Origin of the sequence: Haloarcula amylovorans (assembly GCF_004681185.1) — an archaeon.
GTDB classification, from domain to species: Archaea; Halobacteriota; Halobacteria; order Halobacteriales; family Haloarculaceae; genus Haloarcula; species Haloarcula amylovorans.
In genome coordinates, this window is record NZ_SRIF01000003.1 from 290,886 (window position 1) to 310,329 (window position 19,444).

The 19,444-nt window shown below is 54.1% G+C and carries 23 protein-coding genes and 1 pseudogene; 8 read left to right on the forward strand and 16 right to left on the reverse strand.

The features are described from left to right. Positions 1-25 precede the first annotated feature (25 nt). Complete coding sequence (locus E4S61_RS15735; protein WP_245180775.1) at positions 26-1,051, reverse strand: TRAP transporter substrate-binding protein; 1,026 nt, start codon at positions 1,049-1,051, stop codon at positions 26-28. A gap of 381 nt (positions 1,052-1,432) precedes the next feature. Between E4S61_RS15735 and E4S61_RS15740 the strand changes: the two genes are divergently transcribed. After that, positions 1,433-2,500 carry an Ldh family oxidoreductase gene (locus E4S61_RS15740; RefSeq protein WP_135304908.1) on the forward strand — a complete coding sequence of 356 codons (1,068 nt, stop codon included), beginning with the start codon at positions 1,433-1,435 and terminating at the stop codon, positions 2,498-2,500. A gap of 79 nt (positions 2,501-2,579) precedes the next feature. Here the strand turns inward: E4S61_RS15740 and E4S61_RS15745 are convergent, their stop codons facing one another. The 3 genes from E4S61_RS15745 to E4S61_RS15755 form a co-directional block, all read right to left on the reverse strand. Beyond that, positions 2,580-3,614: an Ldh family oxidoreductase gene (locus tag E4S61_RS15745; protein WP_245180776.1), complete on the reverse strand. Its 1,035-nt coding sequence runs from the start codon at positions 3,612-3,614 to the stop codon at positions 2,580-2,582. A gap of 117 nt (positions 3,615-3,731) precedes the next feature. Next, positions 3,732-4,736, reverse strand: a complete 1,005-nt coding sequence (locus E4S61_RS15750) for a 2-hydroxyacid dehydrogenase (protein ID WP_135304910.1) — start codon at positions 4,734-4,736, stop codon at positions 3,732-3,734. A gap of 119 nt (positions 4,737-4,855) precedes the next feature. Beyond that, positions 4,856-5,530 carry an RraA family protein gene (locus E4S61_RS15755; protein WP_245180782.1) on the reverse strand — a complete coding sequence of 225 codons (675 nt, stop codon included), beginning with the start codon at positions 5,528-5,530 and terminating at the stop codon, positions 4,856-4,858. 233 nt (positions 5,531-5,763) lie between these two features. Here E4S61_RS15755 and E4S61_RS15760 point away from each other — a divergent pair, with 233 nt between their 5' ends. Together E4S61_RS15760 and E4S61_RS25940 are read left to right on the forward strand one after the other, a co-directional pair. After that, complete coding sequence (locus E4S61_RS15760) at positions 5,764-6,504, forward strand: IclR family transcriptional regulator (protein WP_167768534.1); 741 nt, start codon at positions 5,764-5,766, stop codon at positions 6,502-6,504. 69 nt (positions 6,505-6,573) lie between these two features. Next, complete coding sequence (locus tag E4S61_RS25940; RefSeq protein ID WP_209309521.1) at positions 6,574-6,933, forward strand: universal stress protein; 360 nt, start codon at positions 6,574-6,576, stop codon at positions 6,931-6,933. Between the two features lie 702 nt (positions 6,934-7,635). Here the strand turns inward: E4S61_RS25940 and E4S61_RS26205 are convergent. Together E4S61_RS26205 and E4S61_RS15775 are read right to left on the reverse strand one after the other, a co-directional pair. After that, positions 7,636-7,893: pseudogene (locus E4S61_RS26205) on the reverse strand (hypothetical protein); the annotation flags it as partial. Positions 7,894-8,031: 138 nt separating this feature from the next. Next, positions 8,032-9,207 (reverse strand): trans-sulfuration enzyme family protein, encoded by a 1,176-nt coding sequence (locus tag E4S61_RS15775; RefSeq protein WP_135304913.1) that lies wholly within the window; start codon positions 9,205-9,207, stop codon positions 8,032-8,034. A 184-nt stretch (positions 9,208-9,391) separates the two neighbouring features. Here E4S61_RS15775 and E4S61_RS15780 point away from each other — a divergent pair, with 184 nt between their 5' ends. Continuing rightward, positions 9,392-9,754 carry a hypothetical protein gene (locus E4S61_RS15780; RefSeq protein WP_135304914.1) on the forward strand — a complete coding sequence of 121 codons (363 nt, stop codon included), beginning with the start codon at positions 9,392-9,394 and terminating at the stop codon, positions 9,752-9,754. A 173-nt stretch (positions 9,755-9,927) separates the two neighbouring features. On the opposite strand, the gene E4S61_RS15785 is transcribed toward E4S61_RS15780, so the two are convergent. Continuing rightward, positions 9,928-10,686 carry a sulfite exporter TauE/SafE family protein gene (locus E4S61_RS15785; RefSeq protein WP_135304915.1) on the reverse strand — a complete coding sequence of 253 codons (759 nt, stop codon included), beginning with the start codon at positions 10,684-10,686 and terminating at the stop codon, positions 9,928-9,930. A 599-nt stretch (positions 10,687-11,285) separates the two neighbouring features. Further along, positions 11,286-11,969, reverse strand: a complete 684-nt coding sequence (locus E4S61_RS15790) for a hypothetical protein (RefSeq protein WP_245180777.1) — start codon at positions 11,967-11,969, stop codon at positions 11,286-11,288. Between the two features lie 279 nt (positions 11,970-12,248). On the opposite strand from E4S61_RS15790, the gene E4S61_RS26725 reads away from it, so the two are divergent. The 4 genes from E4S61_RS26725 (at position 12,249) to E4S61_RS15810 (ending at position 13,832) form a co-directional block, all read left to right on the forward strand. Then, positions 12,249-12,509, forward strand: a complete 261-nt coding sequence (locus E4S61_RS26725) for a hypothetical protein (RefSeq protein WP_135304956.1) — start codon at positions 12,249-12,251, stop codon at positions 12,507-12,509. 85 nt (positions 12,510-12,594) lie between these two features. Beyond that, positions 12,595-12,885: a hypothetical protein gene (locus E4S61_RS15800; protein ID WP_135304916.1), complete on the forward strand. Its 291-nt coding sequence runs from the start codon at positions 12,595-12,597 to the stop codon at positions 12,883-12,885. A 6-nt stretch (positions 12,886-12,891) separates the two neighbouring features. After that, positions 12,892-13,179 (forward strand): hypothetical protein, encoded by a 288-nt coding sequence (locus tag E4S61_RS15805; protein ID WP_135304917.1) that lies wholly within the window; start codon positions 12,892-12,894, stop codon positions 13,177-13,179. Further along, on the forward strand, positions 13,176-13,832 hold the full coding sequence (locus tag E4S61_RS15810) for a hypothetical protein (RefSeq protein WP_135304918.1): 657 nt from the start codon (positions 13,176-13,178) through the stop codon (positions 13,830-13,832). The genes E4S61_RS15805 and E4S61_RS15810 overlap by 4 nt, the downstream gene beginning before the upstream one ends. Before the next feature lie 122 nt (positions 13,833-13,954). Here E4S61_RS15810 and E4S61_RS15815 read toward each other — a convergent pair whose 3' ends face one another. The 8 genes from E4S61_RS15815 to E4S61_RS15845 all read right to left on the reverse strand — a co-directional run bounded on the left by E4S61_RS15815 (position 13,955) and on the right by E4S61_RS15845 (position 19,247). Next, on the reverse strand, positions 13,955-14,443 hold the full coding sequence (locus tag E4S61_RS15815) for a YciE/YciF ferroxidase family protein (protein WP_135304919.1): 489 nt from the start codon (positions 14,441-14,443) through the stop codon (positions 13,955-13,957). A 211-nt stretch (positions 14,444-14,654) separates the two neighbouring features. Next, entirely contained in the window at positions 14,655-14,855 is a 201-nt protein-coding gene (locus E4S61_RS15820; protein ID WP_135304920.1) for a hypothetical protein, read from the reverse strand. 428 nt (positions 14,856-15,283) lie between these two features. Further along, positions 15,284-15,952, reverse strand: a complete 669-nt coding sequence (locus tag E4S61_RS15825) for a helix-turn-helix domain-containing protein (protein ID WP_135304921.1) — start codon at positions 15,950-15,952, stop codon at positions 15,284-15,286. A 123-nt stretch (positions 15,953-16,075) separates the two neighbouring features. After that, positions 16,076-16,234: a hypothetical protein gene (locus E4S61_RS25500; protein WP_167768535.1), complete on the reverse strand. Its 159-nt coding sequence runs from the start codon at positions 16,232-16,234 to the stop codon at positions 16,076-16,078. Then, on the reverse strand, positions 16,231-16,713 hold the full coding sequence (locus E4S61_RS26980) for a DUF7344 domain-containing protein (RefSeq protein WP_449405162.1): 483 nt from the start codon (positions 16,711-16,713) through the stop codon (positions 16,231-16,233). The genes E4S61_RS25500 and E4S61_RS26980 overlap by 4 nt, the downstream gene beginning before the upstream one ends. Further along, positions 16,703-17,443 carry a helix-turn-helix domain-containing protein gene (locus tag E4S61_RS15835; protein WP_135304923.1) on the reverse strand — a complete coding sequence of 247 codons (741 nt, stop codon included), beginning with the start codon at positions 17,441-17,443 and terminating at the stop codon, positions 16,703-16,705. The genes E4S61_RS26980 and E4S61_RS15835 overlap by 11 nt, the downstream gene beginning before the upstream one ends. 565 nt (positions 17,444-18,008) lie before the next feature. After that, positions 18,009-18,893 (reverse strand): hypothetical protein, encoded by an 885-nt coding sequence (locus tag E4S61_RS15840; protein WP_135304924.1) that lies wholly within the window; start codon positions 18,891-18,893, stop codon positions 18,009-18,011. A gap of 144 nt (positions 18,894-19,037) precedes the next feature. After that, positions 19,038-19,247 (reverse strand): hypothetical protein, encoded by a 210-nt coding sequence (locus tag E4S61_RS15845; protein ID WP_135304925.1) that lies wholly within the window; start codon positions 19,245-19,247, stop codon positions 19,038-19,040. Between the last annotated feature and the right edge of the window lie 197 nt (positions 19,248-19,444).

The window sequence follows — 19,444 nt, forward strand, 5'->3', positions numbered from 1 at the left end:
TCTTGTAGTCACGATTATACCCGCTCTACACATCTCGCCAGTAGTCCCACGTCTTGGCCCACTGATTTTCAAAGAGTTGCTCAACTGCTGGGCGACCAGCCTCTCGGAAGGCACCTTTATCTACATCTCGGACAACGGTCATTCCTTTATTTGCTACTTCGTCGATGAGCTTACTTTCAGCCGATTGGCCCTTTTCGGCACCCCACTGAGTCGCTTTATTGGCTGCTTCCTCGATGGTTTCCTGATGCGTTTCGTCCAGTCCCGTTAAGAAACCATGGTTAATTGTCATAATACCCGCTGAAAGCAGATGACTTGTGAGACTAAGATGGCTCTGAACCTCGTAGAGGCTCTGTGAGTGAATTTGCTGGATATCCCCTTCAGATGCGTCGGCAACGCCCTGTTGGAGAGCACTGTAGAGTTCGTCAAGAGCAACCGGGGTAGGGCTAGCTCCAATTTCTTCCCACACTTTGATCCAAGTACTCAGCTGCGGAAGGCGAAGGTTCAGTCCCTGTACATCTTCAGGAGCGTTGATTGGCTTGTTAGAGGTGAAGTGACGATACCCTCGGTAAATAGGCTGGCCAATGAGAGTTTGGTTTCCTCGTTCCTGAAGCTGGTCGAGTGCAGGCTGGAACTTCTCACTTTGGACTAGCTTTTTCATGTGCTGGTAGTCTTCAATGACAAATGGACTGTCAATGAAGTAGTATTCTGATGCATACCTGTCTAACGGCAGGAATCCACCGACACTCATCTGAATGACGTTTTGGCTTACGAGATCAGCGATTTCTTCAACAGAGCCATAGGACCCACCCGCGGAAATCGTTGCTGAAATGTCTCCGCCAGACATTTCCTCGACATTCTCTGCAAAACGCTTGGCAGTCCGAACCTGGATATTTTCCGGGTTCTCGGTGCTACCGAGAGTTATCTGAACGTTATTGCTGCCGCCAGAGTCCGTGGATCCAGTTGTTCCCCCGTTTCCACTGCTATTGCCACCGCCGCTATTGCCACCAGTACTATTGTTACCCTCGTTAGCACAGCCAGCTAGTCCACTCATTCCCGCTGTAAGAGCGCCGGCCGTCATTTTTAGAACGTTACGTCTATCAGAGAGTCTGCTATCTCTTACCATTGCGACGGATAATCCATTAACAACCATATGGTATAAACCTTTCCCACCACTCACTAAGCTCCGTGCGATTTTGAAGTCCGGTACCCAAGAGAATATATAACAAGGACAGTATGATATAGAGTGAACCGGATCAGCTCGAAGTCGCAGGTGCTGTCCGTCCGACTAGCGGGCGTGGTACATCCCAAACAGTATCTAATCCGCTCTAATGATAGTCCGTTGAATAAGAATCTCGGCGGCTATCTTACGGCCCAATAGTAGAAAGACGAGACAGCGGATCCGGGACGCAAAACTGAACGGAAATATCCACCAATGACAGACGAAATTCGCGTTGACCACGACCGGCTCACGACTTATGCACGAACAGCTTTGGAAAAAACAGGTGTAGATAGTGACCATGCTCGTATTGTCGCAGAATGTCTTGTTGATGCAAACCTTCACGGAGTCGATACGCATGGTGTATTCAAGCTCCCTGAGTACGTGAACCGGGTCAATAGTGGGGGGATGAACAAAGATCCAGAGATCTCTGTAACTCGAACCAAAGAGGCTACTGCTATCGTTGACGGCGATAATGGCCCCGGACAGTCTGTTACCCGTCGAGCTATGGACGAAGCAATCGAGATTGCAGAGGAGGCGGGCGCCGGGCTAGTGGGGGTCAAAAAAAGCCAGCACTTCGGGACGGCTGCAAATTTTACTCGGCAGGCTGCGGAGAATGGCTGTATTGGTATCTGCATGACCCATGCTGGTCAAAACGTAGTGCCCTTTGGGGGAACAGAACCATACTTTGGAACGAATCCTATCGCCATCTCTCTCCCTCGTGAAGGAGAATTCCCAGTTACTCTCGACATGGCGACAAGCGTGAAGGCTAAATCAGCGGTATCACTCGCGGAAAAGCGAGGTGAAGACATCCCTGAAGAATGGGCCCTCAACAATGAAGGAGAGCCGACAACGGATCCAAGCGAATTCGGTGCGCTTCGTCCGGTTGGCGGTCCGAAAGGATACGGTCTTGCATTTATGGTTGAGGGATTCTGTGGTCTCTTGATGAACTCTGTGTTCGGAAAAGACGTCCCCAGTTCCTACGAGAATCTCTCTACACCGCAAAATCTCAGTCATTTTCTAGTGGCTATCGATATTGAGGCGTTCACATCGCTTGAGGGATACACAGAGCGGCTAAACCAGATGGCTGCTGAACTCAAGAATATACCTACACAGGATGGTTTCAGTCAGGTCTTGGTCCCAGGTGAGCCTGAGAACATGACAAAAGAGCAACGAGCAGAAGAGGGCATCCCATTCTCTTCAGAGGAGTGGGAAGCACTCACAGATCTCGGTGAGAAGCTGGATCTCAACTACGAGGGACTTCGTACCGACAACGTTCCGTAATTTTAAGCTCGCTCCGACGCCTTCTGGACTGAAACTGGTTTAATAGGAGATCGGACTCGAAACGGTGTTCGGCTGACGCCTATTTCTGTGGAATCTCTACTGGGAATGAAATCTCGTATCGATTCGCTAAATCGGCGAGTGTCGCAATTACCCCTGGGCCGAGAGGGATACCATTCTCCTTACGACGGTTTCGTGTTTCCGCCTCAATCTCCCCGGGTAACTTGACTTGGTCAACTCCTTCTTTAGGAGAGATAGCCTTTACCCGGTTAATCATGTCGTCTATCTCCTCCTTGAATTCTCCCAGATCTCGATAATACGAGGGATCAATTGCACCAACCCAGTGGCCAACTTGCTGGGGCTTTGAATAGTCATCATATAGTGAATCGACATCCGGACTGATTCCCATCCCTGAGAGCACACCAGAGCAAACGTCAACGAGCAACCCGAGACCATATCCTTTGGGACCGCCGACCGGTCGAAGGGCATGTACATCTTCCGGAGCCGTCGCGGGATTTCCATCTTGGTCCATCGCCCAGTGGTCGGGGATAGACTCTCCTTCTTCTTCGGCGACGTGGATTTTGCCTTTTGCGACTACACTAGTTGCCATATCAAGCGTGATCGAGTATGACTGATTAGTTGGTATCGAATATCCTAACGGATTAGTACCGAAAAATGGATCGATACCACCGAACGGCGCTACGTTCGGCCCAACATTTGTCATCGCGATCCCGATACAATTGCGTTCTGCCGCCCGTTGAGTGTAATACGCTGCTGTGCCGAAATGGTTACTGTTCCGGACCGACGCAAAGGCAGCACCGGTGTCTTTCGCAGCGTCCACGGCGGCATCGATCGCTTCAACAGTTGCAACCTGTCCCAGTCCATCATCCGCATCAACCAAGAGCGTGGACGGAGCAGCCCTCGTGAGGGATACGTCCGGTGTCGAATTGAACCCACCTTCCTCGATACTCTTTACATATGGTTCGAGTCGTACCACTCCATGCGAATCGACACCCCGGAGATTTGCTGAGACTAGGGCTTGACTGACGATACTTGCGTGTTCCTTCGAGAGTCCCGCATTCCGGAATACTTCGCTGGAAAACTCTTCAAGAGCCACGTGATCTACGTGAATGTGTTGCTCTGACTTGGACATATTGTGTAGTTCCTTAGCTAATATTAGCGTTTAGTTCGATAATCATTGGCGACGTTATCCTTTACCAGTATTAGATCATTATTAGTGGTCATCTTCAATTGCAGAGTTTGGTAGAGGATTACTCTGTAAGCCTGCGATAGCATTTTCAGCAGCCATTTCTGCCATTTTCTGTCTAGTTTCAATACTCGCACTTGCGAGGTGAGGTGTCACGACGAGCTTTTCGGGTGCGTACTCAAGAAGTTCATGGTCAGCGGGGAGTGGTTCCGGGTCAGTAACGTCAAGACCTGCCCGTTCAATCCAGTCCTGGTCAAGAGCTTTTATAAGAGACGCTGTCTCTACTACTGGACCTCGACTTGTGTTGATGAGAATGGCACTCTCTTTCATGCTTCGTAGCTCTTCCTCACCAACGAGTCCACGCGTCGCCTCAAAGAGTGGGACGTGCACACTCACAAAGTCACTTTGTCTAAATACTTTTTCCTGATCAACATGTGTAATGTCGACGCCGGATTCAGCGAGTTGTTGTTCAGCCTCCTCACGTTGCTGGACATCAGAATATAGGACCGTCATATCGAATCCAGCTGCTCGTTTCGCGACCGCATTTCCAATATTCCCAAGTCCCACAATGCCTAGGGTTGCACCATGAATATCGGGCCCAGTGAGAAGTTCAGGCTGCCACGTTTCCCATTTGTCATCTCGCACATACTCGTACCCCTCTACTGTCCGGCGTGCACACGTGGCTAATAGTGACCAAGTGAAATCGGCTGTAGTTTCGGTCAAAACACCAGGAGTGTGACCAACAGCGATATCTCGCTCAGTCGCTGCAGCTAAATCAACGTGATCGTACCCTACTGAATAAGTACTAATGACCTCAAGATTCGACGAGGCGTCCATGACAGTCGCGTCAATATCATCTGTGAGGAGGCAGACGAGACCGTCTGCTTCGAGCTCTGAAAGTCGGTCGATGATCTGTTCTTTCGATGGGGGTCGTTTCTCCGACCAAACCTCGACATCGTACGATTCTTTGAGCTGTTCAAGACCGGGCGCTGGAATTTCCCGGGTAACATATACTGTCGGCTTGTTCGTCATCCACACGGGTAATCGATACAACCAATAAAAAATGTTTGGGTGCCCCAAGGGAGGGAGTTTGGTTTTAACCAGCTACATATATTGGAATTAATACACTGCCGGACTCTGATATCGAATATTTACTTCTCAACGAGATCTAGGTCATTGTACTGCTGCTCAAACCCAGCAATATCGTAGATATACTCCCCGTCTTGAATTCGCTTCCGTGTCGACTCCTCTTCCTCGAGTTTAACTTGTGCATCTTCTAAAACTTTCTCGGCATGATGAGGCTTTACCACGACAACTCCCTCATTGTCTCCGATGACAATATCCCCTGGCTCGACGACTAATTCTCCGCACGAAATTGGGACATTGATAGAGCCAGGATGCGCTTTATATGACCCTTTAGGACTAGTCCCCCGCGCAAATACTGGGAATCCGAGGTCGTCTATTTCCTCAACGTCACGGGCAGCACCGTCAATGACCGTGCCGTGGATCCCATGATGTCTACAAGACGTTGAAAAGAGTTCACCGACTAGGCCCGCTTCTGTATACGCATTTGCGTCAATCACGAGAACATCTCCCGCCTCAGCCATTGTCAGCGCTTTATGCGCCATGAGGTTGTCCCCTGGATAGGTCTTGACTGTGAAAGCCGTGCCAGCCATTGACACGTCTTGGGGAATAGCTTCAATCTCGCTTGCCATCGTATTCTCGTATTTTGAGGTGACGTCGGAAAGGATCGGTGTAGGAATGCCCTTGAACTGTGCAACTAATTCTTCCGGCGGTCGATCAATTTCGGATACAACTCTGTGCATCTTCACCTACAGGCTTGAGACGCGTGAACTTAATTCGCCCGGTTAGGACGCTAACGGTGTATTTCATGTGATGAAATGAATTTCCGGGCAAAGATGATTATGTTTAGATCCAATATGAATAGTAGGCGAGATCCCTCTAATTCGGAGATTAGAGACACGGGATTCGGAGGGCGACAAAATCCCGTTTCACTGCATGAAATGACTTATGTGTGTAGGACACAAGCATGGAACTGATGAAAGTCCTCGAAAAGACGTGTGATATCCTCGACTGTCTGTCATCGGCTGGTTCATTGGAATTAGGAGCGATTGCTGCTCAGACAGACTTGCCCAGAAGTACGGTACATCACCACCTTACCACTCTTGAAAAACGAGGTTTCGTTATCAACGACAGGGGAACATACCGTCTCGGACTTAGGTTTCTGGATATTGGTGAAAAAACTCGGCAACGAACAGACCTTTTCCAGATCGTTCAGTCCGAGATAGACGAGCTCGCCCAGACGATGAACACCCAGGTTACAGTTTTTATTCTGGAACAGAACCACGCAGTTGCTCTCTATACAAGTGGTGAAAACCCTGGCCTCCCAACCACGTTACATGCGGGTCAGCATCTGCCATTACATGCTACAGCTTCAGGAAAAGCACTATTGAGTGAAAAAATCGAAAAGGGCGATGGGATACCGATGGAAGATCTTCGAATGTATTCCTATACCAAGAATACCATAACTGAAGAGGATACCCTCAAAACCGTAATACGTCGGGTAGCAAACCAAGGGTACGCAATCACCAAGGAAGAAAGATGGACTGGACAGTGTGGAATTGCCGTTCCATTCTCACCAACAGGGGAGAATCTCGTTGCTTCAGTGGGGACTTCACTAACGTCGGACGAAATAGAACAGGCAGACCTTCATGATCTTGTTTCAGATATTAAGCAAACAGTTAATGTGATTGAGATTAAGTCTGATTACTCTCAGTAGTCATACCGAGAAATAGGAGAAGATGTAGTACATTCGAATACCAGTACCCAGTGATTGTGAGAACTGTGAATGAAGATAATAGGCGTACTCCTGTTATCCCCTTGGGGCTTAGCAGCAGAAACTATCTTAGGTCTTCTCGGTGACGCAACGAAGTTCAATGTAGTCCTCCTATACGTCTTCAAGCAGCTCGATGCTGCCGACGAAGGTGGCTATGCCAGTTCTGAGTATGAGGAAAGCGACCTACCGGAGAGCGTGACTATAGCCATGGACGTACTTGAAGAGGCAGGCGTAACCGTGACGAAACGTCACGAACACGGAGACCCAGCAGAGACGATTCTTGACGTCGCCAGCGAAATAGAAGCGGATTTGATTTCGATTAGTGGTCGAAAGCGGAGTCCCCAACTGGGAAAGTGGTTTTCGGGAGCGTAACACAATCGGTTGCTTTGTCGGCCGATATTCCCTTTCTGGCCGTGATATCGGCCCAATATTTTCATATATCAGTATATGAACTCATATTTGAGATTTTATATCTACTTGTGCCATTTATGTATCTGTATATGGGGCATATGTTTTTTAAACTCCTTTAGTAAGCACGCCACGAGAATTTCCACCAATACGTTTTCAGATGTCATGATATAGATTTACAATCGGTTCCTGCGGTCGATAGACACTACTCGACGTACTGGTATGCCAGCAGGCTGGTAATCCACTAGTGAGCAATGACAAAGGAGTGCCACGGTCGAAACGAGAACATGAGACGGACAACGTTCAAGCTAGCTATACCGGCGAGACACGCAGGAGCGGACGCTGGCGACACCGTGTGAATTGTTTCCCGGACTTCCTTGCTAGGGGTGTTACCAGACAGACACCGCGTATTTTGAGTGAGTCGATTCAAGGTGCTTTACGGGACTCCTATTCTTTAGATGTCCGTCACACCCGTTGTGAACCGCAAATCCAGACTAGTCGCTCCGTTCGTGTGACGACCACTCACTTCACTCGTGTACAAATGGGGTCGCTCCCGAGTTCTGCAGCTACCACACAGCAGTGCCAGCGGCAGCAGGGCACGTGCCACCGCGTCCATCAGCGTCGGTTCTGTGCCGATTCTCTCCTCAGGGCGTGTTCGTCACAGAGTTACCCGGAGGACTCCACCACAACGGGTGTGACGCCACCTGTCGTCGCTTTTCGGTCGCTGTTCTCCAAGAGATCCAGCCCGACGTAGCGTTGCTCAACTAATCCTTCTGCCGTCTCGGCATCCATCGCCAACAGCTCTGTTTGCGTCTGGTCTCGTCCGACCTGTCGTGTCTTCTCGATAAGGTCGTCACCGCCGATCTCGATCAGTTTTTCCCAGACACGCTTGACCGTTTGACGATGCGGCTCCTTGCCAAGTTCCGGGATTGTCGGTCTCCATCTCGTCTCGAGTGGTCACTACTGACGAGAGAAGGCGACTGTGTACAATCTAGGACGATGCTGCACTACCGTGTTGCCACGCAAGTGGTCGTATTTTTCTCACTATCCTCCTACGCGAGGTCACAGTTTCGCGAGCGCCGCTTCGAGATCCCCCCTCAGGTCGTCAACGTGCTCGACTCCAACGGGAATCCGGACCAGTGAGTCCGATATCCCCGCGGCCGCCCGCTCCTCGTCGGAGAGATACGATGCGGACATCGTCGCGGGGTGATCGGCGAGCGACTCCGTGCCACCAAGGCTGACTGCCAGCGTGAACACGTCGAGTTCCTCGAGAACGGCCCGTGTCTCGGCGCCGGTCGCATCCAGTTCGAATGAGACGATACCGCCGAAGCCGTCCATCTGGTGGGTGGCAAGCTCGTGTTGGGGATGGCTCTCCAAGCCGGGATAGTTGACTTGTACCGTCGCGGGATGGTCGGCGAGATACGTCGCGATTTCCGCGGCATTGCTCTCGTGCCGGTCCATTCGGAGTGGGAACGTCCGCAGTCCACGGAGCGTGAGATAACAATCGAAGGGGGCGAGCGTTCCGCCAAGGTCGTAGGACTGCGTATGAGTGACGTCGTCTGCGGCCGCTTCGTCATTGGTTAGAACGACGCCCCCCATCGAATCGCTGTGGCCGTTGAGATATTTTGTCGTGCTGTGGACGACCATGTCAGCTCCGTGAGCGAGTGGACGCTGGAAGTACGGCGTCGCGAACGTGTTGTCGACGACGTAGGTTGCGTCGACCGACGCTGCAATGTCAGCCACGGCCGAGAGATCACAGAGCCGCAGCAACGGGTTCGTCGGCGACTCCATCCAGACGAGCGTGGTCTCGTCGGTGACTGCCTCGTTGACGGCGTCGACGTCCGTGGCATCGACGTACTCGACGGTGACGCCGAGTGAATCAGCGAGCAACTCCTCGAAAAGGACGCGTGTCCCGCCGTAAATTCCGTCGAACGCGACCACATGGTCGCCCGCCTCGACAACCGATAGGCAGGTCGCTGCCATCGCAGCCGTTCCCGACGCACATGCGATGGCGTGTTCGGCGCCGCTGAGTCGTGCGAGTCGGGTTTCGAGCGCATCGCGCGTCGGATTGTCGAAACGGGTGTACTTGTACCCGTGGTCTGCATCGCCGGGCGCACGCATTTCGTGTGTGGTGGTGAGGTGAATCGGTGAGACGACGTCGCCGGCATCCGTGGCGCCCGCGTCGCGCCAGTCGAATCGAGTGGCGACAGTTTCGAGATGGTACTCTGGATTTTCCATAACTGCCGTATGGTTGTACCGCTGCCGCAAAAATGACCAGGGGAGTCTTTTTCGGTGCGTGCTCCGTACATCAAACGGGGAAGTCATCTTCCGTGTCCGGGGAGGGTGATGGTATTGTGTACGTAATACCGGCCAATGTTGTACCCGACGATATGCACAGTACCCGGCGGACGTTGAATCGGGCGTGCCGATATCAGTTCGTCACGTCGACAGGGGCGCTTGGTTAAGCGTCAACGGAACGCGGGAACTCGGCGTCAGTACCCTTTGGCAGTTCACTGACTCCGAATTCTGTGAATGTGACGTGACCGATTTTCTCGCTGAAGGCTTCGCTGAAATCGGTATTGACGGGGCCGACGTGAAGGCGCGACTCGCCGGTCGGTGTATCCAGTGTGGGATCGAGGGGGCCACTCCGTGGCTTACCCTTGGCCGCATCATCGGTGCGGCCGACCGGGAGTTTTACCCCGTTGATCAGGACGCGGTTCAGGATCTCTCATCGGTGAGGGCAACCCACACGGGCGAGCGGTACGTAGCGTGTTCTTCTGGGTGATTATCGCGATCTTGCCGAGACTTCCAGATCACCACTTGGCATAAAAGACGACCGGTACACGATGCAACTCTGTTTGACAACAGCTTCGATTCAGCTATTCAGAATCAGACTATCCGCGAAACCAAGTCCGATTACAAGAAAGACGGTCCAAACAATCGCCTAGCGAGGACGAATTAGAAGACCGCATCAATCGCGAGTTGGCCGGCCATGAGCAAGAGGAGGCCCTGGACGAGACGCTCGAACTGGTTATTCGGGAGATGTGGACGGAGACGAGTCCCGAGGGCGAGACCAACGAGGACGATGATTGCTGCGAGACTCCCCAGGATGAATTTCTGGAGCCCGAAGCGACCGGCGACGACAAGTGTTGGTAATCGTACGAGCTGTGGGACGACTAATGCAGCGGCCATCCCGCCGATGAAAACTGCCCGTGGCGAGTCTCGGGTCTGCAGATAGAGGTATGGTACGGCAGGCGGGCCCGCTGCACCGACCCCGCCACCGAGAATACCGGTCGCTATTCCAGACATCAGGCCAAATTCTCGGTGCTCCGCTACCTGGTAGATATGTGATTCGTATCGTTGTGACAGGAGGAAGACAATAATATAGCCGCTCAGGGCGAGATAGAGGGTAGAAACGGGGACGACAAGCAATCCGAACGTGCCAATAATAGCACCGGGAACGAGACAGAGGAAAAAGAGCCAGTGGTCATGCATCAACTGCCAAGGCACCCCAGTGGTCACTAACAGCCCGATTTCGGAAACGGCGATCGGGAACATGAGCACCATGAGCGTGGACTTTGGCGGAAACAATTGCAGGAGCAACGTTGCGGAAACGAGGCCAACACCGAACCCGAGGGTGCCCTTGACGATCCCCGCCACGAGAAGACTTCCTACTGCAAGGAGTAGGACAAGGGGGCGAAACTCGGGGAACAGCATCTTTGTGGTAACTGCTTCTGTGGTGGCCCTGTTGAAGCTGCCGGCGTCCTCTCTGCAGACATTTAGTCAAGCAAGCATTCTCTGCGCTCTATATTGGACCGAGTGCAACGAGCCACGTCAAGACTGGACTGGCCGTGATTCGGACTGTAGTTGCGCCGAACCCAAAAGGCGATGAGACTCATTAAAAGGACAAATTCGGCATTAGCGTCCTTCACACTCGCAAGGAGTGTGAGACACGTGAGTGACCCCGAGAGAAGACAAATGATCCATCACGAATCTCGTTTCGGTCTGCTTGATCGGCATCTGCGATTGTATCCCGCATTTCGGCTACTTGGTCTTCGTCAAAGACATCGCGGAGATCCTGGAGCGAGTATCCCTCGACAGCGTTTGACAGCCCGTCACACCCGTTGTGAGCAGCGAATCGGGACTGGTCGCTCCGTTCGTGTTACAAACACTCACTACACTCCTGCAAAGAGAGGGTCGCTCCTGGTTACTGCAGCTAGCAGACAGCAGCGTCAGCGGCGGCAGGGCACGTGCCACCACGTTCCTCGAGGTTGGTTCCGTGCCGATTCCCTTCTTAGACCGTGCTCGTCACAGGGTTACCCCGAAGACTCCACCACAACGGGTGTGACGCCCCCTGTGGTTGCCTTCCTATCACCGTTCTCCAAGAGGTCGAGGCCGACGTAGCGTTGCTCGACCAAGCCTTCGGCAGCCTCCGTATCTATCGCCAGCAACTCCGTCTTCGTCTGGTCTCGCCCCACCTGTCTGGTCTTTGCAACGAGATCATCGCCGCCGATTTCGATTAGTTTCTCCCAGACGCGTTTGACCGTTTGACGATGCGGCTCCTTGCCAAGTTCCGCGGTCAGCGCGGTCTCCACATCGTCCTTGGTAAAGAACACGCCACTCCCATCAGTCCGTTCGGTCGCGAACTCAGGCCATCGCTTCGCGACGCTAATCGCTCGGTAGGTGTTCTGTCGATTCGAGCGTTCGACGAACATCGTCTTGACCTTCGCTTGGCGGCAGTTCGCGAAGAAATCTAGCGGCGAGGAACTGGGCTCGATCCCTTCAGGGAGCGTCTCAGCGTCTTCCTGCTGGTCGGGATCGGCTTCGAGTTGTTGTGCTTTCGCGATGGCGCTCTTGGCAACCTTGTAGGTTTCTGCCGGCTGAGCTTCGACATTATCGAGGCAACCCTCAGCCTCAACGATACTGTCGAGAGCTGTCGTCGGCGTTAGTGTGTTATGACATACTGACTCAGGGTTCGCTGCGGAATCGAACCGGAGCAACCGACCACGGGACGGGCTACAGAAAACTGGTGGTCAGCAAGGCATGGCTACTACTCGCAACGCTCAGGATAACGTCAAGAACACCGCCGGAATCGCGATTCCTCACTCTTCAACCTCCGTCTAGTGTTCGATACCGGCTTTGAGAACTATCTCGCCAAGGGGCGACTGGCCGAAAAGCTGTCTGTCAACGTGGTGAGCCAGTCGCTCCTCCATCAGGACATATCTGACCCGGACAATGCTGGCAGTCGGCTTAACACCGTCGCGGATAGACAGTTAGCTATGGTGTCACCCAATGCGGTCGAAACCGAGGACGAGTACATCCACGTGCAGTTCCGCGACCCGGATCAGTTCGACGAGATTCGGACGCCCGACTGGGCAGAGAACCCGGCTCACTCTGTCTCCGAGGGCAGCGAGGTGCGGATGGGCAGGGGAGAAGAAAACGATGACTGGAAGGTTGAGTCGGTTCTGCTGAAAAAGAGCGTTGGCGAGGAGAAGGCAGAGGAAGAGGCAAAACAAATCGTCGAGAAAATCGAGTCTTGAACTACTCCACCCCTACCGAGACACGCGTATGGGTTCAACTTTCCTAGCCACCATCGCTTTTTCTGCTGACCGATAGTAGTGAACCATGCCCACTGTAGGGACTCTCGTCCACAATGAGGCGACGAATGCGGCTATCGGGTGGGTGTTGATAGGTATCGTGACGATTGCCGCCATCTCGACTGCTATTAGCGGCATCTATCTTCGGGCTACGTTCACCGCGTTGGTTGCTGTCGTGGCCGCGCTTCCAGCACTCGTCCGGGCAAATCACAAAGTGATGGTGCCGTGGCCGTTACTGGCTCTCACGACCGGAGCTATCGTCACCCTATCCTTCGGTGGGCGTCCGGAGATTGGCACGCCTGTGGCCGTCGCGGGGTAGGCGTTGATGGGCGTCGCTGAACTCGGCGCGTTTACGACAGTCGAGATGAGCTATCGGTTTGCGGTCGGGTTTGCCACACTAACGACGCTAGCTCTCCAGGGTGTCTGGATCGTTGCCCAATTCTATGCCGATCGGTGGCTAGAGACCGAGTATCTCACGACGCAGGTCGAACTCCAGATGGACATGGTCGTCGTCACAGTTACCACCGTTGTCGTCGGGCTTCTGTTCCAGTGGTACGTCAGCTGGTTCGAACCACCGGGATCACGAGCGTATCACAGGGATTCTACAGAATGACGCTGACCAGCATGCTGGGCCTGTGTACTCGCAGAGAACGGTTCCTGACCCGGGGGCTCCAAGTTGCCTTACTATTACTAGCGGCTGGTGGCGTGGCGACCGGTCGATTGGGAATCACCGCGAATGCGGTACTAGCCTTGGGAGTGACACTCCTTCCGGCCGTGCTACGCCGGGAGTACGGCTACGTTGTGGACGCCCGACTCGTCCTCTGGATTACCATCGCCATCTGTCTCCACTCGTTGGGCGCCCTTGGACCCTATCGCTGGTATCCCTGGTACGACGAGATCACACACACTGTCTCAGGAGCCCTCGTTGCTGGTGTTGGATACGCGACGCTCCGCGCGTTCGAAGAACATTCCCCCGATATTACCGTCCCTGATTCCTTTAGAGGATTCTTTGTGGTGATATTCGTTCTGGCATTCGGCGTCAGCTGGGAAGTCTTTGAGTTCACTGCGGTCGTTCTGGCTCAAGCTATCGGGACGGATGCACCGGTTGCGGTATTTGGCATCGAGGATATCGTCACCGATATGGTAGCCAATATGGCTGGCGGTATCGTAGTCGCACTCTGGGGGACGCGCTACTTCCGTGGTCTAGCAGGCTTCCTCAGAACCCGGCTGGATGCGTCCTGTAGCGGAGATTCACAGCAGAGATAGTCCATCTCTGTCAACTGCTAATCTCATCTGGGAGAGGGTCTTCGACTGGTAGACGTGAGAGGGCGGTCCTGACTGCCTCTCAGTCGCCAGTGAGTTCGTCTCCTAGTCAGCGATGGAGACGATTAGTCTTCGACTTCCGATTGATCGAACTGTTCGCCGGCCTGTGAGAGTTCTTCGAGCGCGTCTTCTTCTTCGCGGAGCGTTTCCTCTAAGAGATCAGCGGCTTCATCGTAGCCCGCTTTGCCGGCCAGCGAGGTGACGTTCCCGTAGGCGGCGATTTCGTAGTGTTCGGTCTTTTGTCCGAGCGAGATATTGTAGCGGTCGAGCGTGTCACCGTCGTTTTCTTGGGCGAACTGTTCATGCTCTTCGATAAGAGCGTCTACGACCCGCTCTTCTTTCGTCTGAGGGTCTTCGTCGAGCTTCTCGAATACGTCTTCTAACCGTTCGACGTGGTCCTGGGTCTCATCGCGGTGTTCCGAGAACGCTTGCTGGGCCGCTTCGTATTCGGTCTGGTCTGCGAGTGTGCCGATCGCATCGACCAACTGCTGTTCGGTATAGTAGAGCTCCTGTACCCCTTCGACGAGAAGTTTCTCGGTTGAATCAGTTGTCATCGTGATCCTCCATCACACAGTTAGTTTGTGCGGCGGATGAACGGTGGGGCTGGGAAAGCAAGTCTACTAAATCCAGGCGAATACAACGTTCGCTAATATCGGGCCGTGGACACAGCGGTTCACGGTCGCCATGTAATCTCGATACGGAAGCTCACGGATAGACTAATGTCGAAGCGACTGTCCCAATTGAGAGCGTGTTGGTCATGGACTCCTATGTCAGGCAGCGCAGTTGTTCGCTCCCATCTTGAACATTGCGGCTGATGTCGACGCTTTCGCCTCCTTGATTGATATTGATGACCGTCTCGTAGTTATCTGGCTTCGTTGGGACATTCTCGATCATCTGCTCAACGAATGTCTCCTCACCGAAATTAACGGCTTTGGTGAATCGCCATACAGCGGCGACTTCCGGCACTAGAACAGGTGCTTGATCCGTGGCACTTGGATAGTTCTGACCACAGGTTCCAGTGTATCCATGCTGGCGAAGCAACTAGAACCATTCACCGGGGCGCTAAAATAACGTAACCCAACCCCCTCTGGTGATTCACTAGAGCCCACTAGTGTTATCCTGAGTATCCCGCTTCAGTAGCGTCGTGTTCGCGATTGGCCCAACCATGATAGGGCTGGACCTGTACACTTTGCATGGCCTCTGGGCGACTGCCATACTCCAAGACGAAGCACCGTGTGTACTCCCCCAGGGGCCATTTCTGGGCCGCTCGGTTGACGTGCTGGGCCAGGTAGTGATTATCTGTCGAGCGCGGCTACTCGGTGGCTGCTGTCGGGTTTCGCGTCCCGCTGTCGGTAGCACTCCACACTCAGTATCTGGGGATTCGTCGGCTCTCTCTAAGACGATTCGTTCAGTTCAGCGAACCCGATTAACAGTGTCTCTTCGACGAGTGCGTGTATTCCCCGACGAAACCGCTCGGAAAGGGCTTGATGTGAGATATTCATCTTGTCAGCTAACTCATCAAGCATCACGTCACGGGGGACATCAAAGTAGCCCGCGGTGACCGCTGCGGTGAGCGCGTTATATTGTGCCGCCGTTAGCCCATAGCGGCCGGATGGTTCGCCGCCCATCTTTCGAATCGCGTTGATTGTGAATGAAAGCTCGTGCTCCGAACAGAACGTTTTCGTTTCGGTGAGATGCTCCCGTGAGGGATACATGAGTCGAAGTGACCACGTTCCGTTCTCGCCGACGGCGTCGAGCAGACAGGCCTTCGAGTTCGTCAACATCTGGAAGAGTAGGCCGACCCGGTCGAACCACTGCATGCGATAGAGGAATTCGTCATCGAAATCGGCCAATAACTCTATCTCGTCGATTGTCGGATCCGTCTCACAGGCCGCTTCGAATTCAGCAGGGTTGACGTTTCGGACCCATAGAAGCGGTATCGCGGTACTCTCGTCTCCCTTGACGATTCGCTCAGCTTCGATCTTGACGTCCGGAAGCGAGGTGAAGGTCTCGGATAATGCGAGCTGGCAGGCGGGAACGGTTGCAGTGACAAGCGTCGTCATTTCAGTTTCGTCCTCCCATTGTCAAGACTACGGGCGCAAAACTCGCTCGGTCAGCATGTCGGGAGCGGGATTTCCAGTGGGTCTGACCCCGGACTCGGATGGGTTGCTGTTTGCTTCGTCGCATCAATCTCTGGTCTTCTTATTTGCTGCCGTTGTCTCATCTTCGACGTGGAGATATTGGAGTGCCTGACGGATGTGATACTCCGTCGAGTCGGCGTCATCGGCCTCGAGTGCTGCCTCTAGCTGTTCGACCGCCGCTACACGTTTCTCATCGGTAGTCACAGACCATCACCGCTAATTTCAGTGTAGAGGGTCACCAACTGTTCGAGGGCTGAGTGACCGTGATATCGGACCGTTCGGCTTCGCACATCGTAGTCAAGCACTTCGTGTTCGGCTAACTTCGGGAGATGGGTATGATGGAGTGCGATGGCGATCGACTCGTACTGGTCACTGTTGTGAGCCTCTTCTTGTCCGGCTACCCAATCGACGAGTTCGCGGAGTTTCACCACATCGTCAGCTGCTGAGTGAAGATACGAAAGGATGGAGCGGCGGCGCTGGTCCGATAGTAGCTCGAAACAGTCGCTCTGGGGTTCACCTTCTCCACGATGATTGTGAGCGAACTGAGATACTTCATTCGATGCCTGTCCTCGACAGTCATCAGTTACTCCATTACTCATATATTGGAGGTTGAGACCAGGAGAAAAGACTGTCCACCTCAACAGAGTACAGCCTTTAAATGAGATAGGGCGCTCAGGTGTCATCTTCGCCTATTCCCACGCCCGTCGGCTGTCCAATTCTCAGCGTATTACTTACCAGATTGGTATGGGCGCGTCGGAGTCGTTCGGACGCCGCCCGTTTCGTGATGCCGACCGCATCCCCGAGTTCTTTGAGCCTCGTCTCACGTGGAATCTCGAAGTACCCCTGTTCTAGTGCTGCCAGCAGTATCTCACGTTGCTTTGACGTAATGTTGTATTGACCTATCTTCGGGTCGGTTAATTCGTAGAGCCGGATGAGTTCGAATGGGATATCGTGGTCGTCACAGTAGGTTTGCAAGTCACGCAGCACTGTCCGAGAGGTGACTCGGAGTTTGAACGTCCACTCGTCGTCGTTGCCCTCCGCTTCAAGGACAACTACGTCGTGGGCTTGGAGCCACTCCAAAATGGGAGTCTCGGTGTCAGCCCATTCGACCTCGTAGAGCGCGCCGCCATTGAGATCCGCCGCTCGCGAGAACGTCGCGATTGTGGGGTCGTCAGCTGCGTGTTCCTCAATGGTGGTATAGTTGCCGTTGTCTGTGACCCACAGATACGGAAATTCATCGCCAGACGTGGGTACGAACTGTTCGAGTTCAACGATAATATCAGGAACGGCCTGTAGCGTCTGGGCGAGAACAAATGTATCAGCGGGGACCGTGAACTCAACGATGAGCCTCGATCTGTCGTTAGTTGCCTCTGTGTCTGTACGTCCTGGGTCGCCGCCGTTGGTGGCTACCATGGCTGATGTGGCCGCTATTGCGGAACAGACAGTTCCTCTGTGCTGTGTCCCGCGTGACGACCACGCGAATGAACCGTGCCCTGCAATCGGTGGCACGCCGTCCGATATCCACTGGCCCCTTCATAATCGGGGCGTGGCTCGGACACTCAATGTGGACTCGCGGTTCCGTCCATAGACAATGGAGGGCAAGCCAATTAACGCTGGTGGGCGATGCGTAGTCGACAGAATTTGGACTTCAAATGCACGCTCTGTCTGCCACAGGCTAGTAGTGACGAACCGAGAATCGCTTACAGTTCAGGGTCTTACCGTATTCACCTGTCTTGAATAGGGCAGCTTTTGTGGGCGTCCCAGGATAGGCGAACCGTCACACCCGTTGTGAACCAAGATTGGGGACTGGTCGCTCCGTTCGTGTGACGAACACTCACTCCACTCCTGCAAAGATGGGGTCGCTCCCGAGTTCTGCAGCTACCACACAGCAACGCCAGCGGCGGCAGGGCATGTGCCACCGCGTTCATCAACGCCGATTCTATGCCGATTCCCTTCTTAGACCGTACTCGTCACAGGGTTACCCCGAAGACTCCACCACAACGGGTGTGACGCCGCCCGTCGTTGCTTTCCGGTCACTGTTCTCTAAGAGATCAAGGCCGACGTAGCGTTGCTCTACCAATCCTTCGGCGGTCTCGGCGTCCATCGAGAGGAGCTCTGTCTTCGTTTGGTCTCGCCCGACCTGCCGTGTCTTCTCGACGAGGTCGTCGCCGCCAATCTCGATCAGCTTCTCCCAGACACGTTTGACCGTCTGTCGATGCGGCTCTTTCCCAAGTTCGGCGGTCAGAGCGGTCTCCACATCCTTCTTGGTGAAGAAGACGCCACTCCCGTCAGTCCGTTCGGTGGCAAATTCTGGCCAGCGTTTGGCGACACTAATCGCCCGGTACGTGTTCTGGCGGTTCGAGCGTTCGACGAACATCGTCTTGACTTTCGCCTGCCGACAGTTCGCGAAGAAATCTAGCGGTGATGAGCTGGGCTCAATGCCTTCGGGCAGTGTCTCAGCATCTTCCTGCTGGTCAGGGTCGGCTTCGAGCTGTTGGGCTTTCGCAATCGCGCTCTTGGCGACCTCGTGGGTTTCCTCCTGTTGTTCCTCAACGTCGTCCAGTCTACTTTCGGCTTCAGCTGACTTCCCAACGGCCGTCGTCGCAATGTCGTGGGTCTGCTCCTGTTTGGCTTCGAGTTCGTCGACACGATCCTGCAACGAATCGATGGTCGCGACCAGTCCTTCGAGAACACTCGAAACAGGGGGTGCGATCTCGCCGTTGAGCTGCCCCACCAGCTCCTGCAGGGCCTCGGTATCGGGCGCGTCGTCATCACTAATGTCCAGCCCAAGGTGGGCGGCCAGTTGGTCGTCGGTGGCTGTGCTGTCCGATCCACTGTCGTCGGCGTCGGTGTTGCGTGGCATACTGACCACACGGCCCGTTCCGGAATCGAACCGGAGTGGCCGACCACGGGACGGGCTATGATCGAGTGGTGGGCAGCAGGCGCTGGCCGCTCTGGGCGATGCAGTGGCCACTAGCGAGAACGCTACTGGGCTCGCGGCGCCCCATCACTCGACCTCCGTGCGGCGTTCGATGACGACATCATGCCCGTACTCGCCATACCGGTATTGCGCGTAGAGATTCTCGACGGCGGCGAACTCGGCGGTCCACTCGGTGTAGTGGACGAGGTCCCCGACGTGATAGCGCAGTCGCCACTCGTCGTCCTGTGCGGGCGCTGAGTCGGGTGCAGTAGTCTGAGAACGGTCTGTCTGGGCCATCACCGACCACCCCCAGTCGTCGAGTGGACAGTCTCACGGCGTCGCTGGTGGCAGCGAACTGAGCGAGGGGGCTGGCGAGGGGACCCGAATCTATCTAGCGAGAAGGTTTTTACAACTAACTGGTTAACAAAGTGACTGCTGTCAGCGGTCCAGTCGTGAATCCTTGGTTCTCGCGTCCGGTGGTCTGGTACTCCCAC